This window comes from Pseudomonas sp. GL_135 (assembly GCF_057834665.1).
In genome coordinates, this window is sequence record NZ_CM174408.1 from 4,626,623 (window position 1) to 4,645,000 (window position 18,378).

The following is an 18,378-nucleotide window of genomic DNA, read 5'->3' on the forward strand; positions in this document are numbered from 1 at the left end:
GGGGCGATTTACCGGGGCGTTACCTCGTTGGTTTCAGCTGCTGCAACAAGCGTTGACGGGCAGGTTGGATCCGGCCGCGCTTCGGAGTATAGATGTGCAAACTTCTAATAAGAACGCACATAAAAGCAGGTTCAACATGCAAAAAAACATCACATCCCTGAGCGCGCTGAACTGGGATGACCTGAAGTTTTTTCTCGAAGTGGCGCGCACGCGCAAGGCCAGTTCTGCGGCCAAGCGCCTCGCGGTGGACTACACCACGGTGTCGCGACGGATCAGCTCTCTGGAGACTTCACTGGGCACGTTGCTGTTCGAGAAATCCCGCAACAACGGCTTCATCCTCACCGCTGAAGGCCAGCGATTGCTGGGCGCGGCGGAGTCCATCGAAAGCACGCTGCACATCGCCTGCGAGCAGGTTTCCGGCTCCGGCGTCGCGCTGTCGGGGCGCGTGCGCATGGGCTGTACCGAAGGCTTCGGCAGCTTCTTCATCACCCCGCAACTCAGTCACTTCACCGACACGTACCCGGCCATCTCTGTCGACATCCTGCCGCTGCCGCACTTCATCAGCCTGTCCAAGCGCGAGGCCGATATCGTCATCGCGCTGGAGCGTCCGGAGCACGGGCCTTACGTGTGCTGCAAGCTGTGCGACTACAGCCTGAGGCTCTACGCCACTCAGGCGTATCTCGACAATCACGCGCCGATCCACAAGACCGAAGACCTCGCCGACCATCCGTTTATCAGCTACGTCGACGACCTGGCCTTCAGTTCGGAATTGCTCTACCTCAGCAACCTGCTCCCCGGCGCCCACGCCACCCTGCGCAGCACCAGCGTCATCGCCCAATACGTCGCCGCGCTACAGGGACGAGCGCTGGCGATCCTGCCGTGCTTTCTCGCGGCGCAAGATGCTCGACTGCTGCCCGTGCTGGAGAGCGAGGTGGATATCACGCGGCAGTTCTGGATGTATTGCCGGGAGGACTTGAGGAAGCTCAAGCGGATTACGTTGCTGTGGGATTACATCCGTGAGGCTACCGAGCGCAATCAGGGGTTTCTGTTAGGCAAGACCGGGCGGATGACGTTTGTGGACTGAACGAAAAGTCGGCTGCAGGTAGGGGTAGCGCCCAACTTGCCTGCGGATGAAACGCGATCCTGTGGGAGTGAGCTTGCTCACGAATGCAATGTTTCTACCCATGAATGTATTGAGGCTGTACCGGCCTATTCGCGAGCAAGCTCGCTCCCACAAGTTCGTCGTTTGGCCGGGATTTCCATTCAAAAAGCCCCTCACCGCCATAGTTCAGAAATCTCTGAACTATGCATTTGAGCTTTCCTATTCTTCCCGTTCCTCAGCCAAATCTAAGATCGCCCCAATAAAGGAGCCCGTCCATTAGAGACCCGGCCCGAAGATTGCCTTTTCTGATGTGACTGCCGCTGTACCCCGTCTTGGCCTGTGCCGTGGCGGAGCCCTGTCTCGGGTCACACGTCAGCCGCACGACGCAATCTTTGAGGACGCTCGATGAAACTGGAAATCTTCCGCACGCTCTGGGGCTACCGCGCCAGCAAGGCCCAGGCGCTGGACGAGTTGCTGGAAGCCGGGTTCGACGGCATGGAAGCACGCCTGCCACTGACGCCTGTCGAGCGCGCGGAATTCGGCGCCTTCCTGCGCGCCAATCACGTGCCTTACATCGCCACGGTGTTCACCGCCTACGACGTCCTTCCGGAACAATCAGCAACCATCGCAGAGCACCTCACCGATCTGGAACAGAAGCTCGCCTGGTCAACCGAACTGGCGCCGCGTTTCGTCAACATGCTGGCCGGCAACGACCGCTGGCAATTGCCGCAGCAGGTGGACTTCTTCGGTCAGGCGCTGGAGGTGGCGCGCAAGCATGGTCAGGCAGTGGCGTTCGAAACCCACCGCGCACGCGCGCTGTTCAATCCGTGGCTCACCCTTGAGCTGATCCGTCAGCTGCCGGATCTTCGCTTTACCAGCGACATCAGCCACTGGATCGTCACTTGCGAGCGTTTGCTCGACGACCCGGAAGACGACCTCAGCGCGTTCGTCGAGCGCGTTCATCACATTCAGGCTCGGGTCGGTTACGACCAGGGTCCGCAAGTCCCGCATCCCGCTGCCCCCGAGTACGCCCGCGAGCTGGCTTTCCATCAGCAGCACTGGGAAGCCGTGTGGAAATCCCAGCAGGCCCGCGGTTACCAGGTCAGCACGATGACGCCTGAATTCGGCGCCGACGGCTATTTGCATCACCTGCCCTTCACCAATGTGCCGGTGGCCGATCTCTGGTCGCTGAACGTGTGGATGGGCCAGACCGAACGCGAACATTTCCAGCGCTTCACCCACACAACAAGCCGATAAGGAGCGTTTCGTCATGCCAGATCCGTCGCACGCGGCAGCACCGAAGGTCGCCAACTTCAGCAACATCCCGGTGGTCGATATCGCCGGGCTGTTCAGCCCCGACATTGCCCGGCGTCAGGCCGTCGCCGACCAACTGGGCAAGGCGGCGCGCGAAGTGGGCTTTCTGTACGTCAGGAATCACGGCATTGCGCCGCCGTTGATCGACGGCCTGCGCCAGGCCGCCAAGGACCTGTTCGCCCAATCCCTTGAATACAAGATGCAGCATTACATCGGCACCTCGCGCAGTCACAAAGGCTTCGTGCCCGAGGGCGAAGAGGTTTATGCCAAGGGCAAGCCGGACCACAAGGAAGCGTTCGATATCGGTTTCGAAGTGGGCGATGACGACCCGCTGGTGATCGCCAAAACCCCACTAATCGGCGCCAACGAATGGCCGGACCTGCCCGGTTTTCGCCCTGCGGTAGAAGCGTATTACGCGGCGGTATTTACCTTGGGCCGCCGCCTGTTCGATGGCTTTGCGCTGGCGCTGGGCCTGGAGGAAGGCTACTTCGAAGCGATGGTGACCCGCCCGCCCTCCAAGCTGCGTTTGATTCATTATCCGTTCGACAGCGCCGCTCAGGACGCGCCCGGAATTGGTGCGCACACCGATTACGAGTGCTTCACCATGCTGCTGGCCGACAAGCCCGGGCTGGAAGTGATGAACGACCTTGGGGAGTGGATCGACGCCCCCCCGGTGGAGGGCGCGTTTGTGGTCAACATCGGCGACATGCTGGAGGTCATGACCGCTGGTACGTTCGTTGCTACGGCTCATCGGGTCCGCACGGTCAGCGAGGAGCGCTATTCGTTTCCGCTGTTCTTCGCCTGCGACTTCCACACCCAGATCAAACCCCTTCCGCAGTTCGACAAGGGCACGGCCGACTACGAAGAAATCACCATCGGCGAGCACATGTTCGGTCAGGCGTTGCAGACCTACCAATACCTGCGGCGCAAGGTCGAGAACGGCGAACTCAAGCTGTACGAAAAGGCGCGCAAGCCATCGAGCTTCGGCCATTTGAAGAACCAGACACAGGACCCATCGTGATGCGATGCGTCCCCCTGTTCCACCCGAATACTCAACACACCCAGCCCTACCTTTCTGACGTGGAGTCGCCGACGATGCGCAACACTTTGAACACTGCTGTCAGCTTGACCGTGCTTACCTCTGCCGTGCTCGGCGCATCCCTCGTTGCTGCAACCGCCGCGCAGGCTGCCACCACGGTGACGCCCGGGCAGTTCAAGGTCGGTATGGAGATCACCTACCCGCCGTTCGAGTCCTATGACGAGAAGAAGAACGTCGTCGGTGCCGACCCTGACCTGTCGCGCCTGCTCGCCAAGCACATGGACCTCAAAGCGGAGTTTGTCGACACCAAGTTCTCCAGCCTGATCCTTAGCCTTAATGCCGGGCACTACGACGCGATCATTTCGGGCATGTACATCACACCGGAGCGCCAGACCCAGGCCCAGACCATTCCCTACGCCGTGACCGGCGCGGCGATCATGGTGCTCAAGGACAGTCCGCTCAAACCCAAGGTGCCGGAAGACCTGTGCGGGCTGAAAATCGGCCTGGAAAAAGGCACCACGTGGGTCACCCAGTTCAACAAGCTGTCCGCCGAATACTGCGTGCCGAAGGGCAAAGGCCCGGTCGCCGTCAGCGAATTCCCGTCCGCGCCGGAAGTCACCCAGGCGCTGCTGTCGGGCAACGTACAGGCGCAAGTGGAAATCGACGGCGCCGCCGGGATGATCGCCCAACGCACCAAGGGCCGCGTGGTGGTCAGCACCGAGCATTCCATTTATCAGCAGACGCTTGGCATCTACGTGAAGAAGGGCAATGACGAGCTTTATCAGGCGTTGCTCAAGGCCTTCGACGAGACCAAAAAGTCCGGCGAATACGCTGCGCTGTTGAAGAAATACAACCTGGAAGCGCCCGCCAACTGACGGTTTGATGCTTAACCCAGTGTAGGAGTGAGCTTGCTCGCGATTGGCCGTGACAGACGATGAAGGTGTGTCGGCTGTACCGAAGTCATCGCGAGCAAGCTCACGCCTACAGGGTTAGCGCGTCCGATAAGAGAATCCCGCCGGGCCCCCGCCCTGCTGAGGTATGTATGCAATTTGAATGGTCCTACTTTTTTTCGCTGTTCTCGGTCGCTGACTTCTGGGATTCCTGCATCACCGTGATCGAACTCAGCGCGCTGGGCTGGTTCATCGGCATGCTGCTGGGTTTCCTGCTGGCCTCGGCCAAGCTGTCGACCGCGCGCTGGATCAGCGTTCCAGCGTCGATTTATATCTGGTTCTTCCGCAGTGTTCCGCTGCTGGTGCTGGTGGTGTTTACCTATAACCTGCCGCAGATGTTTCCGGTCACCCGTGACGTACTTTCCAATCCCTTCTATTCCGGCCTTCTCGCGCTGGTGGTTACGGAAGCGGCGTACATGGCGGAGATTCACCGCGGCGGCCTGATCTCCGTCGCCAAGGGCCAGAAAGAGGCCGGCCGCGCGCTGGGTGTCGGCCTGATCGGCCTGCAGCGTCTGATCGTCATCCCGCAGGCGTTCCGTATCTCCCTGCCAACGCTGGTGAATGAATACATCACCGTGGTGAAACTGACCTCGCTGGTGTCAGTGATTTCCCTCACCGAACTGCTGACCGTGGGCCAACGCCTGTACGCGCAAAACTTTCTGGTGATGGAAACGCTGTCGGCCGTCGCGGTGTATTACGTGATGATCGTGACGGTATTCGGCTGGCTGTTTCACTGGCTGGAGCAGCACCTTGAGCTGAGCAATCGCAAGCCGCAGACCCTCGACGACACCGCCCTGACTCACCTGCGCGCCAGCCTGGTCGCGCAGCCCGCGGTAGTACGCCAGCCGACAACAGGACCGGGCTCGGCGCCGGCGCTGCGACTGGTCAACATCCACAAAAGCTACGGGCAGCATGAAGTGCTCAAGGGCATCAATCTGGCGGTGGACGCAGGTCAGGTCATTTCCATCATTGGCCCATCGGGCTCGGGCAAGACCTCGCTGATTCGCACGGTCAACAGCCTGGAGACCATCGACAAGGGCGAGATCATCCTGTTTGGCGAGGGCTACATTCACGCCGGCGACAACCCCAACGCGCCGCAGATCCGCCGCGGCGTGCAGCGCATCGGCATGGTGTTTCAGAACTTCAACCTGTTCCCCCACCGCACCCTTCTCGACAACGTGACTTTGGCGCCGCGCTATCACGGTCGCGACCGGGAAGTCAGCCAACACCGTGCCTACGCCTTGCTCGACAAGGTCGGGCTGCTGGCCCACGCGCACAAATACCCGCATCAGTTATCCGGCGGTCAGCAACAGCGAGTGGCGATTGCCCGAGCGCTGGCAATGGACCCGCAGATCATGCTGTTCGACGAGCCCACTTCTGCGCTGGACCCGGAGCTGGTGGGCGACGTGCTGAAGGTCATCGCCGAGCTGGCGAAAGAAGGCATGACGATGCTTATCGTGACCCACGAGATGGACTTCGCCCTGTCGATTTCCGACCGGGTGATCTTCATGGAAAACGGCATCGTGCAAGTCGACGCCGCGCCGCAGACGATTCTTGCCGACCAGTGCGGCGCGCGCGTGCGCACGTTCATGGGACTGGATCACGCCGTTACGCAGCAGACGCCTGCGCTCAAAGAGGCGTGAGCCTCACAGCCCCAACATCAACCCGCTCAGGCGCTTGACCTTGCGCCGCAGCGCTTCTTCAAACACGCCCTGACGCGGCTCGATCAGGCTGAACCAGTGCTTGGCCCGGGTGATGCCGGTGTAGATCAGCTCCTTGGTCAGCACCGGGTTCAGCGCCTCCGGCAGAATCAGCGCCGTGTGTGCGAACTCCGAACCCTGGGACTTGTGCACCGTCATCGCGTACACCGTTTCCACGTCATTGAGCCGGCTCGGCAGCACGAAACGCACCCCGCCGCTGCCGTCGTTACGGGGGAATGCGACGCGCAGCGCCTGACGGTTCTCCTCGACCGGCCCCTCGGGCAGGCGCAGGGCAATGCCGATGTCGCCGTTCATCAAACCCAGCCCGTAGTCGTTGCGCGTCATCAGCACCGGGCGCCCCTCGTACCACTGATGATCACTCTCGATCAGCCCTGCGCTGAACAGCGTTTCCGTGATCCGGCGATTCAGCCCTTCCACACCCCACGGCCCTTTACGCACGGCACACAGCAGCTGGAACTCATCGAACGCGTTCAGCACCTGCCGCGCCCACTCGACGCAGCGCGGGTCTTCGATCTGCGTCAGGTCTTGCGGCCGCTGCGCGTGCATCACGCCCAGGTAATGGCGATAGCCTTGGGGGCCATCGCCTTGACCGTCGAGCAGCAGTCGCGACAGCGCGCGGTCCTGCTCACCCTTGAGCACCAGGGAAAACAGGTCCGGATGCTGACGAGCCGCGAGCAATGCGCGCGCTTCCTGGTCCTGCTGCTGATTGACCAGCTTGGCCAACTGACCGATGCCGCTGCCCGCGACGAAGCGCCGGGAGTGGCGCAGCATCACCACTTGCTGAGCCAACGCGTGATGCTGATCGTCGCCTTGCTCCAAGCCGCTTCTGGAAAGATCCTCGCCGCTGACCGACTCCAGCCACCCCTGGGTCTGCGGGCTGTACATGCCCGCCTCCGCATCGCGGCACAAATCGCCGAGCACCGCGCCGGCCTCAACCGACGCCAGTTGATCCTTGTCCCCCAGCAACACCATCCGCGCATGGGGCGGCAACGCCTCGAGCAGGTTGGCCATCATTTCCAGGTCAATCATTGAGGCTTCATCCACCACCAGCACGTCCAGCGGCAACGGGTTGCCCGCGTGATGACGAAAATGCCGTGTGCTCGGACGGCTGCCCAGCAAACGGTGAACCGTCGTGACTTCGCTGGGGATCTTCTGCCGCACGTCTTCCGGCACTTGCAGCGACTGCACCTGATGACTGATCGACTCGGTCAGCCGTGCCGCGGCTTTGCCGGTCGGTGCCGCCAGACGAATACGCAACGGCTTGCCGCGCTCCACTGCTGGCGATTGCAGCAGCGCCAGCAAACGCACGACCGTGGTGGTCTTCCCCGTGCCGGGGCCGCCAGTGATGATGCTGAAAGCGCCTCGGGTTGCCAAGGCGCAGGCCAGCTTTTGCCAGTCGATCACGGCGTCAGGTGCGTGATTGGCCGGGCCGAACAGCGCGTCCAGACGCTGGGGCAGATCGTTGAACCCCGTTTCCACCTGAGCCAGCCGCCGACGCAACGCGGCATCGATCCGTCGCTCGTACGTCCAGTAACGGCGCAGATACAGGCGCCGGTCGGATAAAACCAATGGCCTTTGCGCCGCCGCTTCGCTGACATCCCCGGCGTGAGCCACCAGCGCGCTGGCTTCCAGCGCCTTGCACCATGTCGCGCCGTCGAGGGATTTGAGCAGCGAGGACGGCAACAGCATCGGCGTCGACAACACATCGCCCTCCGGCGGCAGCGACAAGGCGAAGTCCGGCTCTTTCAGAGTTTCGTAGAGGTCCAGGCAGACGTGGCCGTGACCCAACTGGTGACTGGTCAGCGTGGCCGCCAACAGCACAAGCGAATCGGCGGCAGGATCAAGGTCAGCCAGAAACGCCACGAAGGCCTTGTCCAACGCGCGCAACCAGCCGCGTTCGACCCAGCGCTGCAGCAACAGCAGCAAATCCTCCACGCGGCTGAGGGGTTTCAGGTCGGCCAGGCTTTCGGCGTCCAGCGCCGTGGGCATCAAGTGGGCGAAGGTGCGGTTCATACGAGGTCTCCTGACAGCACGTCTTCCGTGATCGGCGCTCGGCCCTGAAACAGCAGATCGAGACTTTCGATCAGTTCGCGGGGCGGTCTTGTAAACCACGCACCCTGACTCGCCGCACGGCTGCCGCGCACGAACAGATACACCGCGCCGCCCATGTGCCGGTCGTAATCGTAATCGGCGAGCCGCGCCTTGAGCTGACGGTGCAAGGCCAGGAGGTAGAGCACGTATTGCAGGTCGTAGCGGTTGTCCAGAATCGAGTGTTCCATCGCCTGCTCGGTGTAGGCATCGTCGTCGACGCCGAGCCAGTTGGATTTGTAATCGGCAACAAAGTAACAACCTTCGTGCTCGAACGTCAGGTCGATGAAGCCCTTGAACATGCCGTTGAGCGAGACCGTTTCTGCCGCCGCCCTCGGCGCACCGTTGTGGGTGTAGCGACGAACCAGCGCGTCCATCTGCGCCACATCGACCTTCGAGCAGGCGAACCAGAACTCCATTTCGACGCGGTACTGGTTCGGCTGATCCAGCTCGCACAAGGCCATGGGCTGCGCATCCGTGCCCAAACGCAGCGGCAGGGTCAGCAGATGTTGCAGCCAGTCGGTCAGCGTGTTGATCCAGCCTTTCCAGTCGCGACGGTTGCAGCGTTGGGCGACAACTTTCTCCAGCGCCAGTGGATCGGCAGCCGCCTCGGCAAAGCCCTTCTCGCCGGCCCATTCCAGCAGGCCGTGCAGAAAGGTGCCGGGGTTCGGGCCACGCGGGAATCGGTGGATATCCCCTCCGCTGACCATCACCTCTCGCGGGGCCTCCGGGTCGAGACGCTCATCGTCGAACAGCTTCTGCGCCTGGGGGCTGTCCGGCGACTGATCGCCGCTGTCGGTGATGGTGTCGCCAATGCGGAGCGCGCTGTAGGACGCAATCCACCAGTTCTCCCGGGCGCTGCGTCGGGGCACGCGCGGCTTGCTCAACGCGACCTCGTTGCGCGGCGCGCTGAAGGACTCTGTGGTGGGTAACGGCACAGGCTCAACCTTAACGGCGGGATGATCGTCTGCCAGCGAACGCAGCCACTGGCCCAACGCTACCGAATCAGCCAGCTTCTGCCCGCCGCCGAGCAAATAGCCCAGTGCCGAGCGGTGCAGTATCGAGGCGCTGTTGCTGCCGCGTTTGAGATCGGCAACGCCCAGCCAGCAGGCGTGTTGCGCGCGGGTCAGGGCCACATAAAGCAGACGCAGGTCTTCCGCCAGACGCTCGTCGTCCGCCTGCTCGATTAGCGCAGGCGTGGGTTTGAGACTGATCTGCGCGTGGCCTTCGGCGTCATGGAAGTGCAGCGGCAGACGGCTGCCATCCACCGGCTTCGTTGAGCAGATGAAGGGCAGAAACACCAGCGGGTATTCCAGGCCTTTGGACTTGTGGATGGTCACCACCTTGACCAGTTGTTCATCGCTTTCGAGGCGCAGGATCTGCTCTTCTCCCGCCTGACCGGACAACGCCAAATGCTCGCTCAGATGACGAATCAGCGCCTGCTCGCCGTCCAGCTCGGCGGCCGCCTGCTGCATCAGTTCGCTGAGGTGCAGCAAGTTGGTCAGTACACGCTCGCCATCGGTTCGCTGAACCAACGCCTGGGGCAATTTGAAGTCGTGCAGCAGCCGACGCAGCATGGGCAGCACGCCTTGGGTGCGCCAGATGCGTCGGTAATCGCGGAACTGCATCACGCGGTTTTCCCACGCCAGTTCGTCCTGATTCAGCAGCTCAAGTTCGGCCAGCGGCAACGCAAGGGTGATGCAGGCCAAGGCCGCGCGCAAGGTTCGCTCAGCGTCAGGCTCGGCGCAGGCCTTGAGCCAGGCGAGCAGGTCATGGGCCTCTTGCGCCGCGAACACCGAGTCTTTGTCCGAGAGATACACACTGCGCACACCACGCGCCGACAGCTCGCCTCTCACCGCCTGCGCTTCCTTGCCGTCACGTACCAGAATCGCGATGTCGGCGGGCATCAGCTTTTTTAGCGGCTCGCCAGCTTTCGCAAAACCTGCTTGCTCTTGCTGCCCGGCGTTGAGCAAACGGACGATCTCACTGGCGCAACTCGCCGCCAGTTGCTGACGATAAACCGTGCCCGACACCGGCTGATCGGTTTCCAGCTGCCAGACGTTGAGCGCCGCAAGCACTTGCCCGTCGACCTGCAACGTCTCTTTACGGCCCTGAGACCCGACCGCCAGAAACGGCACGGGATTGTCCTCGGGCGTGCGGAAAAGGAACGCACCGCGACCGGCCTCGCTCGTCTCCGCGCGCGTGAACACGTGGTTCACCGCATCGACCATCGCGTGGCTGGAACGGAAGTTAGTGCCCAGCGTGTGCAAGCGGCCGGTGGTGGCCTGTCGGGCGCGCAGGTAGGTGTAGATGTCCGCGCCGCGAAAAGCGTAGATCGCCTGCTTCGGGTCGCCAATGAGGAACAGCCCGGTGCTTTCGTCGTTGGCCTCAAGCCGGTAGATGCTGTCGAAAATGCGGTACTGCACCGGGTCGGTGTCTTGGAATTCATCGATCAACGCGACCGGAAACTGCTCGCGGATCAGCGTCGCCAGGCGCTCGCCGCCGCTGCCGCGCAATGCAGCGTCCAGCCGCAGCAGCATGTCGTCGAAACCCATTTCAGCGCGGCGCCGCTTCTCTTCTTCAAAGCGCGCACCGACCCATTGCGCAGCGTGTTCGAGCACCGCCGCATCGGGCGTTGGCAGCGTGTCCAGCGCCACCTTGAGCTCGACCATCGCTTCGAAAGCGGGGTGCGACGGCGGATTATTCTTCCACGCTTCGGCAATGCCGTCGGGCGTCAGCCTGGTGAAACCGGTGCCGAGGTCCAGTTGCTCTTGCTCATCGTCATTGGCCCAGGCAATCAGTTTGTCGAACCAGGGCCTGAAATAACGTTCCTGCATCTTGCGACCGTCGACCACTTTGCACGCGACGCCGTCGATGCAGATCGCATGCAGCTCCGCGGCCCAGTTGGCCCATGGCGCCTTGAGCTGGCGGAGGGTTTCGCGCCGCTCTTGAATCGATTGCTCGATGAGCTGCGTCGGGCTTTGCGTCACGCTCGCCCGCTCACTGCCGAACAACGCGCGCACCCTTGGCAACAACGCCGCAGGGCCGCTCCAGTTCTCGCGCACCCAGATCAGCGCGTCATCGCTCATGGGGTAGCAGAACTTGCGCCAGTAATCGCGCAGCACTTCGCTCAGCAAATCGGTGTGATCGGTTTCCAGGCTCTGGGTGAACAGGCTGCCGCTGTCGAAGGCGTGCTCGCGCAGCATGCGTTGGCACCAGCTGTGAATGGTCGAAACTGCCGCCTCGTCCATCCACTGCGCCGCGATGTCGAGACGACTGGCGCAGCCGGGCCATTGCTTGATGGCAAACTCGTCACGCAAACCGGCGATCAACGCGTCGGGCGCTTCGATTTCTTCACGGAAGAACCGCGCGGCTTCGGCCAGTCGCGTACGAATACGGTCGCGCAGTTCCTTGGTCGCCGCGTCGGTAAATGTCACCACCAGGATCTGCGGCGGCAACAGCTCACGGCCAAAACCTGAGTCCTCGCTGCCATGCCCCAACACCAGACGCAGGTACAGCGCCGAGATGGTGAACGTCTTGCCGGTGCCGGCGCTGGCTTCAATCAGCTGGCTGCCTTTCAGCGGGAAGCGCAGGGCCAATGGTTGTTGTGCGTCACTCATGCGCCGGCCTCCTGGCGAGAAAGTACCTGCCAAGGCGCTTCAAAAATGGGCTTGTATAACGCCTCGCACCAACCCACGAACTCTTCGCTGCCCAACAATGCATCGAAGTCCGGGAACTGACGCGCCAGGGCGGTGCTTTCGGCACGCTCGCCATTGCTGTTCTGGCCATCGCCTTCATAGGCCTTGCGCGCGGCGGCTTCGGCTTTGATTTCGTCGTTCTGCCCCAGCCAGGCGAAGGCCGTCTTGACCGCGATCGGCAGCGGCCGCTGCATGCCCTGATGCCAGGCCAGCAGCAGGTCGTTCAGCGTTCGCGTTGCAGTGTCCTTGTCCAGCGGCGGCAACAAAAGTGTCTCGTCGCTGGCCACCAGCGCGGTGGTCAACGGCAGATCGCACGCGCAGGCCACCAGATGGTTCACCCACGGCTTGGTCAGACGATGCCACTTGCGCGTCTTCTTGCTGGCAATGGCATTGGGGATAGCGGTGATCGCGAGTAACTCGTTCTGAGGGTTCTGATAAAGCCCATCGACCCAGCCATCGAGCTCGACGCCCTGATGCTCATAACTGATCGGCAGCGCGCTGTGCAGCCGCACCGGCCAGCGAATCAGCAACTCGTGATAGCGGGCGACCAGATCCGGCAGGGGCTCGATCAGTTCATCCTGCAACAAGGTGCCGAACCCGGCCATCGGCAGCAGTCCGCTGCCCTGCAAGCGCGTCGCTTGTGCATGGAGCGATTCCTGAATGTGCTCGGGATCTGTGAGCGCCGCTTGCAACAAGCTGTCGCTGAGGCCGTAGCGCTCAAGCCCGTCGAGCACGAAAGGCTCCTCGTCCGCCAAGGGCGCTTCGGCAACTTCGAAGAATATCTTCAAGCGCTGACTGAAGAAGTGCTTGACCGGATTGCGCAGGAAGTCCTGCAACTGCATCAGGCTAAGCGGCTCTTCCTGCAGGTGCTTCTGCAGGGCTTTGGTTTCCCCTGCTTCGGTGACAGCTTCGTGCAGCACCTGCCACTCGCGGGCAAAGCTGAAGAACTCCGGGTTCTCCTGGAAGTATTTGGCACTGAACGGCTGCAGCGGATGCTCGACAGTGAGTTTGTGCAGCAACTGCTGGCCCGGATCACGCTTTTTATCGTCTTCGGGCTCGATGGCGTCGGCCAGCCGCCAACCGCTGGACAGATGATCGCGCAGCTGCCCGATGAGCACCGACGCCGGCCGCTCGGAGTTATCGCGAATGCTGCGTCCTACCCAGCTGATGTACAGCTGATCACGGGCTGAAAGCAGCGCTTCCAATAGCAGATAACGATCATCCTCGCGCCGGGAACGGTCGCCGGGACGGTAATCGCTGCCCATCAGATCGAAATCCAGCGGCGGTTGCGCGCGTGGGTAATCGCCGTCGTTCATACCGAGCAGGCAGACGATTTTGAAAGGAATCGCGCGCATCGGCATCAGCGTGCAGAAGTTGACCGAGCCGGCCAGAAAGCGTTGGGACAACCGCCCTTGGTCCAGCCCGGCCAGCCAGGCTTCACGCACGACCGTCAACGGCAACTCTTCTTCAAGGCCAACGTTCTCGCAGGTCTGCAGCCAGGTTTCACGCAGGGTTTCCAGCTGACTGAGCAGGTAGTCGTCGTGCTCACTGTCGGCCATGAAGAACAGCTGCATGATCGCCTGAAGGCGCGCGCCCCACATCGCCGGCGTCGCAGGCTGTGAGAGTTCATTGTGCGCAACCTGAAGCGCGTCGATCAGGGATACGAGAGGGCCAATCAGGGCCGCATCCAGCCCGCCGATTTCGTCATAGGGCTGAATGCCGTCGTAAGCGGCACCCGCACCGACGGCGTAGCCCAGCAACATGCGACGCAGACCAAAGTGCCAGCTGTTCTGCTCAAGCTGTTCCGGCAGCCCCAGCCCCTCACGCTGCTTAGCATTGAGCCCCCAGCGCACGCCCGCCCCCTCAATCCAGCGGTGCAGGGTTGGCAGGTCTCGCTCATCAATGCCGAAGCGCGCTCGTAAAGCGGGAACGTCCAGCAGATCGAGAATTTCACTGACCGGGAATCGGCTGTCCGGAATCTTTAGCAAGTGCTCCACGGCGATCAGCAGCGGATCACGGCCACGTTGGCCTTGGTCGGCGAGGGTGAACGGAATAAAGCGGCGGTCGTCGCGATCCAGTTGGCCGAAGACTGCGCGAATGTGGGGGGCGTAGCTGTCGATGTCCGGCACCATGACGATGACGTCCCGAGGACGAAGGTCCGGATCTTTGCTGAAGCGCGCGAGCAGTTGGTCATGCAGCACCTCCACTTCGCGCTGAGCACTGTGAGCGACATGAAAGCGAATCGAGCGATCGGTCTTGATGTCCACGGCTGGCCAGACTTCGCGGGTCTCGCTCAAGGGGCGCAGCTCAAGGATATCGTCTTGGAGCTGGTTCAGGAGAGTCGTAGGTTCGCTCTCGCTGAACAGGTCGATGCGCCCGTCGCGAAAGATTGATCGGTAGCTGGTCGGGTCATCATGGCTGTCGAGGAGATTAATGTAGTCACGACCCTGCTTGCCCCAGGCCGCCAGCAACGGATGAGCGTGCTGGTGCAGCGCATCAGGGTTCAGCACCACTGGCATGCCGGGTTTTCGTGTCTGGCGTTTGTATTCGTGACGCAGGAGATCCTTGTCAGCCACGATGTCTGCCCAGTGATGGCGGCAAGGGTTGTGAACACAGAGCAGGACCTGGCTGAAACGAGCCAGCCCGGCGAGCGCTTCCAATGCCTGAGCGGGCAATGACGAAATCCCGAAGACGATCACTCGCGCCGGCAAACCCGCCGGTGCCTCGGTCAGGCTGTTGATACGTTCGATGTAACGCTGATGCACCCCCGCGCGGCTCTGGGCCATGCCCTCTGCCCCGACATCATGGAGCAGTGCACCCCACAGTTCGGCTTGCCAGCAGTTCTCTGCTTTCAGCGGCTTTGGTTCTCCCCGGCCGGTCCTGAGTTGATGCTTGCCATCAGCCCAATCTTCCAGCCAGTCGGCGCGGTACACCTGATATTGGTCGAAGAGGTCAGCGAGCCGCTCGGAGAGCTGGTAGCGCTTGCGCAGGTCAGTGTCGGCTGTCAGGAATCGCCGCAGGGGCTCGAAGTGTGGCTGATTGATCAGTCCGGGTAATAGACGCATTAAACGCCAGGTCAGGGGAGCTTTATCAAGTAACGAGGTTTCCGGAATTTCGGCCTTGCCCAACACCGCACGGTACAGCTGCCACATAAAGCTGCCAGGGAGCTGCACATCGATCGCGGCGGCGATACCGCAACCACCTTGATCATCGTCCTGTGCATCTTCTGCCAAGGCGAGCTTCAGCCACTGCGCAATACCGTTGCTTTGTACCAGCGCTACCTCATTTTCAAGGGGCGTCAGGGGATAACGTCGCATCCATGACACCACAAGGCCACGCAGCTCATCCAGGCGATTCCCATGGACCACCATAAACCCGGGGTTGAGATTGGATGTCACCGGCATAGCTGCGTCCCTTGGTCTTTCAAAAGAGGGAGAAGATTAACAGAGGGAGAGGGAGAGGTTTCTTTATCGGTCATTCTTGATCGGTCGTTCTTGTTGCGTCGGACGGCAACCCGCGTTTGGGGGCTGACGAGTTGCGCAGAAGTGGTTACCAGCTTTTTCGCGCGCAAAAACAAAACCCCATCTGCTTTCGCAAATGGGGTTTCGGAATTTAATCTTGACGATGACCTACTCTCACATGGGGAAACCCCACACTACCATCGGCGATGCATCGTTTCACTGCTGAGTTCGGGATGGGATCAGGTGGTTCCAACGCTCTATGGTCGTCAAGAAATTCGGGTACTGACTCGTCCTCTCGAACGCTTCAGCAAATCGGGTATGTGATCAAGGTACAGCTTGTGTGTTCGCAAACTTTCGTCTTCATGCGTCTTCACACACCGCAATCTGCTGTCTTTCTGCAGATTGCTTGGGTGTTATATGGTCAAGCCTCACGGGCAATTAGTATTGGTTAGCTCAACGCCTCACAGCGCTTACACACCCAACCTATCAACGTCGTAGTCTTCGACGGCCCTTCAGGGAACTCAAGGTTCCAGTGAGATCTCATCTTGAGGCAAGTTTCCCGCTTAGATGCTTTCAGCGGTTATCTTTTCCGAACATAGCTACCCGGCAATGCCACTGGCGTGACAACCGGAACACCAGAGGTTCGTCCACTCCGGTCCTCTCGTACTAGGAGCAGCCCCTCTCAAATCTCAAACGTCCACGGCAGATAGGGACCGAACTGTCTCACGACGTTCTAAACCCAGCTCGCGTACCACTTTAAATGGCGAACAGCCATACCCTTGGGACCGGCTTCAGCCCCAGGATGTGATGAGCCGACATCGAGGTGCCAAACACCGCCGTCGATATGAACTCTTGGGCGGTATCAGCCTGTTATCCCCGGAGTACCTTTTATCCGTTGAGCGATGGCCCTTCCATACAGAACCACCGGATCACTAAGACCTACTTTCGTACCTGCTCGACGTGTCTGTCTCGCAGTCAAGCGCGCTTTTGCCTTTATACTCTACGACCGATTTCCGACCGGTCTGAGCGCACCTTCGTACTCCTCCGTTACTCTTTAGGAGGAGACCGCCCCAGTCAAACTACCCACCATACACTGTCCTCGATCCGGATAACGGACCTGAGTTAGAACCTCAAAGTTGCCAGGGTGGTATTTCAAGGTTGGCTCCACGCAGACTGGCGTCCACGCTTCAAAGCCTCCCACCTATCCTACACAAGCAAATTCAAAGTCCAGTGCAAAGCTATAGTAAAGGTTCACGGGGTCTTTCCGTCTAGCCGCGGATACACTGCATCTTCACAGCGATTTCAATTTCACTGAGTCTCGGGTGGAGACAGCGCCGCCATCGTTACGCCATTCGTGCAGGTCGGAACTTACCCGACAAGGAATTTCGCTACCTTAGGACCGTTATAGTTACGGCCGCCGTTTACCGGGGCTTCGATCAAGAGCTTCGCGTTAGCTAACCCCATCAATTAACCTTCCGGCACCGGGCAGGCGTCACACCCTATACGTCCACTTTCGTGTTTGCAGAGTGCTGTGTTTTTAATAAACAGTCGCAGCGGCCTGGTATCTTCGACCGGCATGAGCTTACGGAGCAAGTCCTTCACCCTCACCGGCGCACCTTCTCCCGAAGTTACGGTGCCATTTTGCCTAGTTCCTTCACCCGAGTTCTCTCAAGCGCCTTGGTATTCTCTACCCAACCACCTGTGTCGGTTTGGGGTACGGTTCCTGGTTACCTGAAGCTTAGAAGCTTTTCTTGGAAGCATGGCATCAACCACTTCGTGTTCTAAAGAACACTCGTCATCAGCTCTCGGCCTTGAAACCCCGGATTTACCTAAGATTTCAGCCTACCACCTTAAACCTGGACAACCAACGCCAGGCTGGCCTAGCCTTCTCCGTCCCTCCATCGCAATAACCAGAAGTACAGGAATATTAACCTGTTTTCCATCGACTACGCTTTTCAGCCTCGCCTTAGGGACCGACTAACCCTGCGTCGATTAACGTTGCGCAGGAAACCTTGGTCTTTCGGCGTGGGTGTTTTTCACACCCATTGTCGTTACTCATGTCAGCATTCGCACTTCTGATACCTCCAGCAAGCTTCTCAACTCACCTTCACAGGCTTACAGAACGCTCCTCTACCGCATCACTTGCGTGATACCCGTAGCTTCGGTGCATGGTTTGAGCCCCGTTACATCTTCCGCGCAGGCCGACTCGACTAGTGAGCTATTACGCTTTCTTTAAAGGGTGGCTGCTTCTAAGCCAACCTCCTAGCTGTCTAAGCCTTCCCACATCGTTTCCCACTTAACCATGACTTTGGGACCTTAGCTGACGGTCTGGGTTGTTTCCCTTTTCACGACGGACGTTAGCACCCGCCGTGTGTCTCCCATGCTCGGCACTTGTAGGTATTCGGAGTTTGCATCGGTTTGGTAAGTCGGGATGACCCCCTAGCCGAAACAGTGCTCTACCCCCTACAGTGATACATGAGGCGCTACCTAAATAGCTTTCGAGGAGAACCAGCTATCTCCGAGCTTGATTAGCCTTTCACTCCGATCCACAGGTCATCCGCTAACTTTTCAACGGTAGTCGGTTCGGTCCTCCAGTTAGTGTTACCCAACCTTCAACCTGCCCATGGATAGATCGCCCGGTTTCGGGTCTATTCCCAGCGACTAGACGCCCTATTAAGACTCGCTTTCGCTACGCCTCCCCTATTCGGTTAAGCTCGCCACTGAAAATAAGTCGCTGACCCATTATACAAAAGGTACGCAGTCACCCAACAAAGTGGGCTCCCACTGCTTGTACGCATACGGTTTCAGGATCTATTTCACTCCGCTCTCCGCGGTTCTTTTCGCCTTTCCCTCACGGTACTGGTTCACTATCGGTCAGTCAGTAGTATTTAGCCTTGGAGGATGGTCCCCCCATGTTCAGACAAGGTTTCTCGTGCCCCGTCCTACTCGATTTCATTGACAAGAGATTTTCGCGTACAGGGCTATCACCCACTATGGCCGCACTT

Annotated in this window: 8 protein-coding genes and 2 rRNA genes (1 of these 10 running past the window's edge); 5 read left to right on the forward strand and 5 right to left on the reverse strand. The window is 60.2% G+C overall.

Going from position 1 to position 18,378, the window contains the following annotated elements:
* Nucleotides 1-136: 136 nt before the first annotated feature.
* The 5 genes from AC3ISG_RS20525 to AC3ISG_RS20545 all read left to right on the forward strand — a co-directional run bounded on the left by AC3ISG_RS20525 (nucleotide 137) and on the right by AC3ISG_RS20545 (nucleotide 6,048).
* Nucleotides 137-1,084, forward strand: coding sequence for a LysR family transcriptional regulator (locus tag AC3ISG_RS20525; protein WP_489297833.1), 948 nt, complete (start codon nucleotides 137-139; stop codon nucleotides 1,082-1,084).
* Nucleotides 1,085-1,507: 423 nt separating this feature from the next.
* Complete coding sequence (locus tag AC3ISG_RS20530; RefSeq protein WP_489297834.1) at nucleotides 1,508-2,359, forward strand: sugar phosphate isomerase/epimerase family protein; 852 nt, start codon at nucleotides 1,508-1,510, stop codon at nucleotides 2,357-2,359.
* A gap of 13 nt (nucleotides 2,360-2,372) precedes the next feature.
* Nucleotides 2,373-3,437: an isopenicillin N synthase family dioxygenase gene (locus AC3ISG_RS20535; protein WP_489297835.1), complete on the forward strand. Its 1,065-nt coding sequence runs from the start codon at nucleotides 2,373-2,375 to the stop codon at nucleotides 3,435-3,437.
* A gap of 74 nt (nucleotides 3,438-3,511) precedes the next feature.
* On the forward strand, nucleotides 3,512-4,330 hold the full coding sequence (locus AC3ISG_RS20540; protein WP_489297836.1) for an ABC transporter substrate-binding protein: 819 nt from the start codon (nucleotides 3,512-3,514) through the stop codon (nucleotides 4,328-4,330).
* Nucleotides 4,331-4,497: 167 nt separating this feature from the next.
* Complete coding sequence (locus AC3ISG_RS20545) at nucleotides 4,498-6,048, forward strand: amino acid ABC transporter permease/ATP-binding protein (RefSeq protein WP_489297837.1); 1,551 nt, start codon at nucleotides 4,498-4,500, stop codon at nucleotides 6,046-6,048.
* Nucleotides 6,049-6,051: 3 nt separating this feature from the next.
* Here AC3ISG_RS20545 and recD read toward each other — a convergent pair whose 3' ends face one another.
* The 5 genes from recD to AC3ISG_RS20570 form a co-directional block, all read right to left on the reverse strand.
* Nucleotides 6,052-8,139 (reverse strand): exodeoxyribonuclease V subunit alpha, encoded by a 2,088-nt coding sequence (recD, locus tag AC3ISG_RS20550; protein WP_489297838.1) that lies wholly within the window; start codon nucleotides 8,137-8,139, stop codon nucleotides 6,052-6,054.
* Nucleotides 8,136-11,834, reverse strand: coding sequence for an exodeoxyribonuclease V subunit beta (gene recB / locus AC3ISG_RS20555; RefSeq protein WP_489297839.1), 3,699 nt, complete (start codon nucleotides 11,832-11,834; stop codon nucleotides 8,136-8,138). The genes recD and recB overlap by 4 nt, the downstream gene beginning before the upstream one ends.
* Nucleotides 11,831-15,316 carry an exodeoxyribonuclease V subunit gamma gene (gene recC, locus AC3ISG_RS20560; RefSeq protein WP_489297840.1) on the reverse strand — a complete coding sequence of 1,162 codons (3,486 nt, stop codon included), beginning with the start codon at nucleotides 15,314-15,316 and terminating at the stop codon, nucleotides 11,831-11,833. The genes recB and recC overlap by 4 nt, the downstream gene beginning before the upstream one ends.
* 212 nt (nucleotides 15,317-15,528) lie before the next feature.
* Nucleotides 15,529-15,644 (reverse strand): 5S ribosomal RNA (gene rrf / locus AC3ISG_RS20565).
* A 146-nt stretch (nucleotides 15,645-15,790) separates the two neighbouring features.
* A 23S ribosomal RNA gene (locus AC3ISG_RS20570) occupies nucleotides 15,791-18,378 on the reverse strand (it continues 303 nt past the right edge of the window).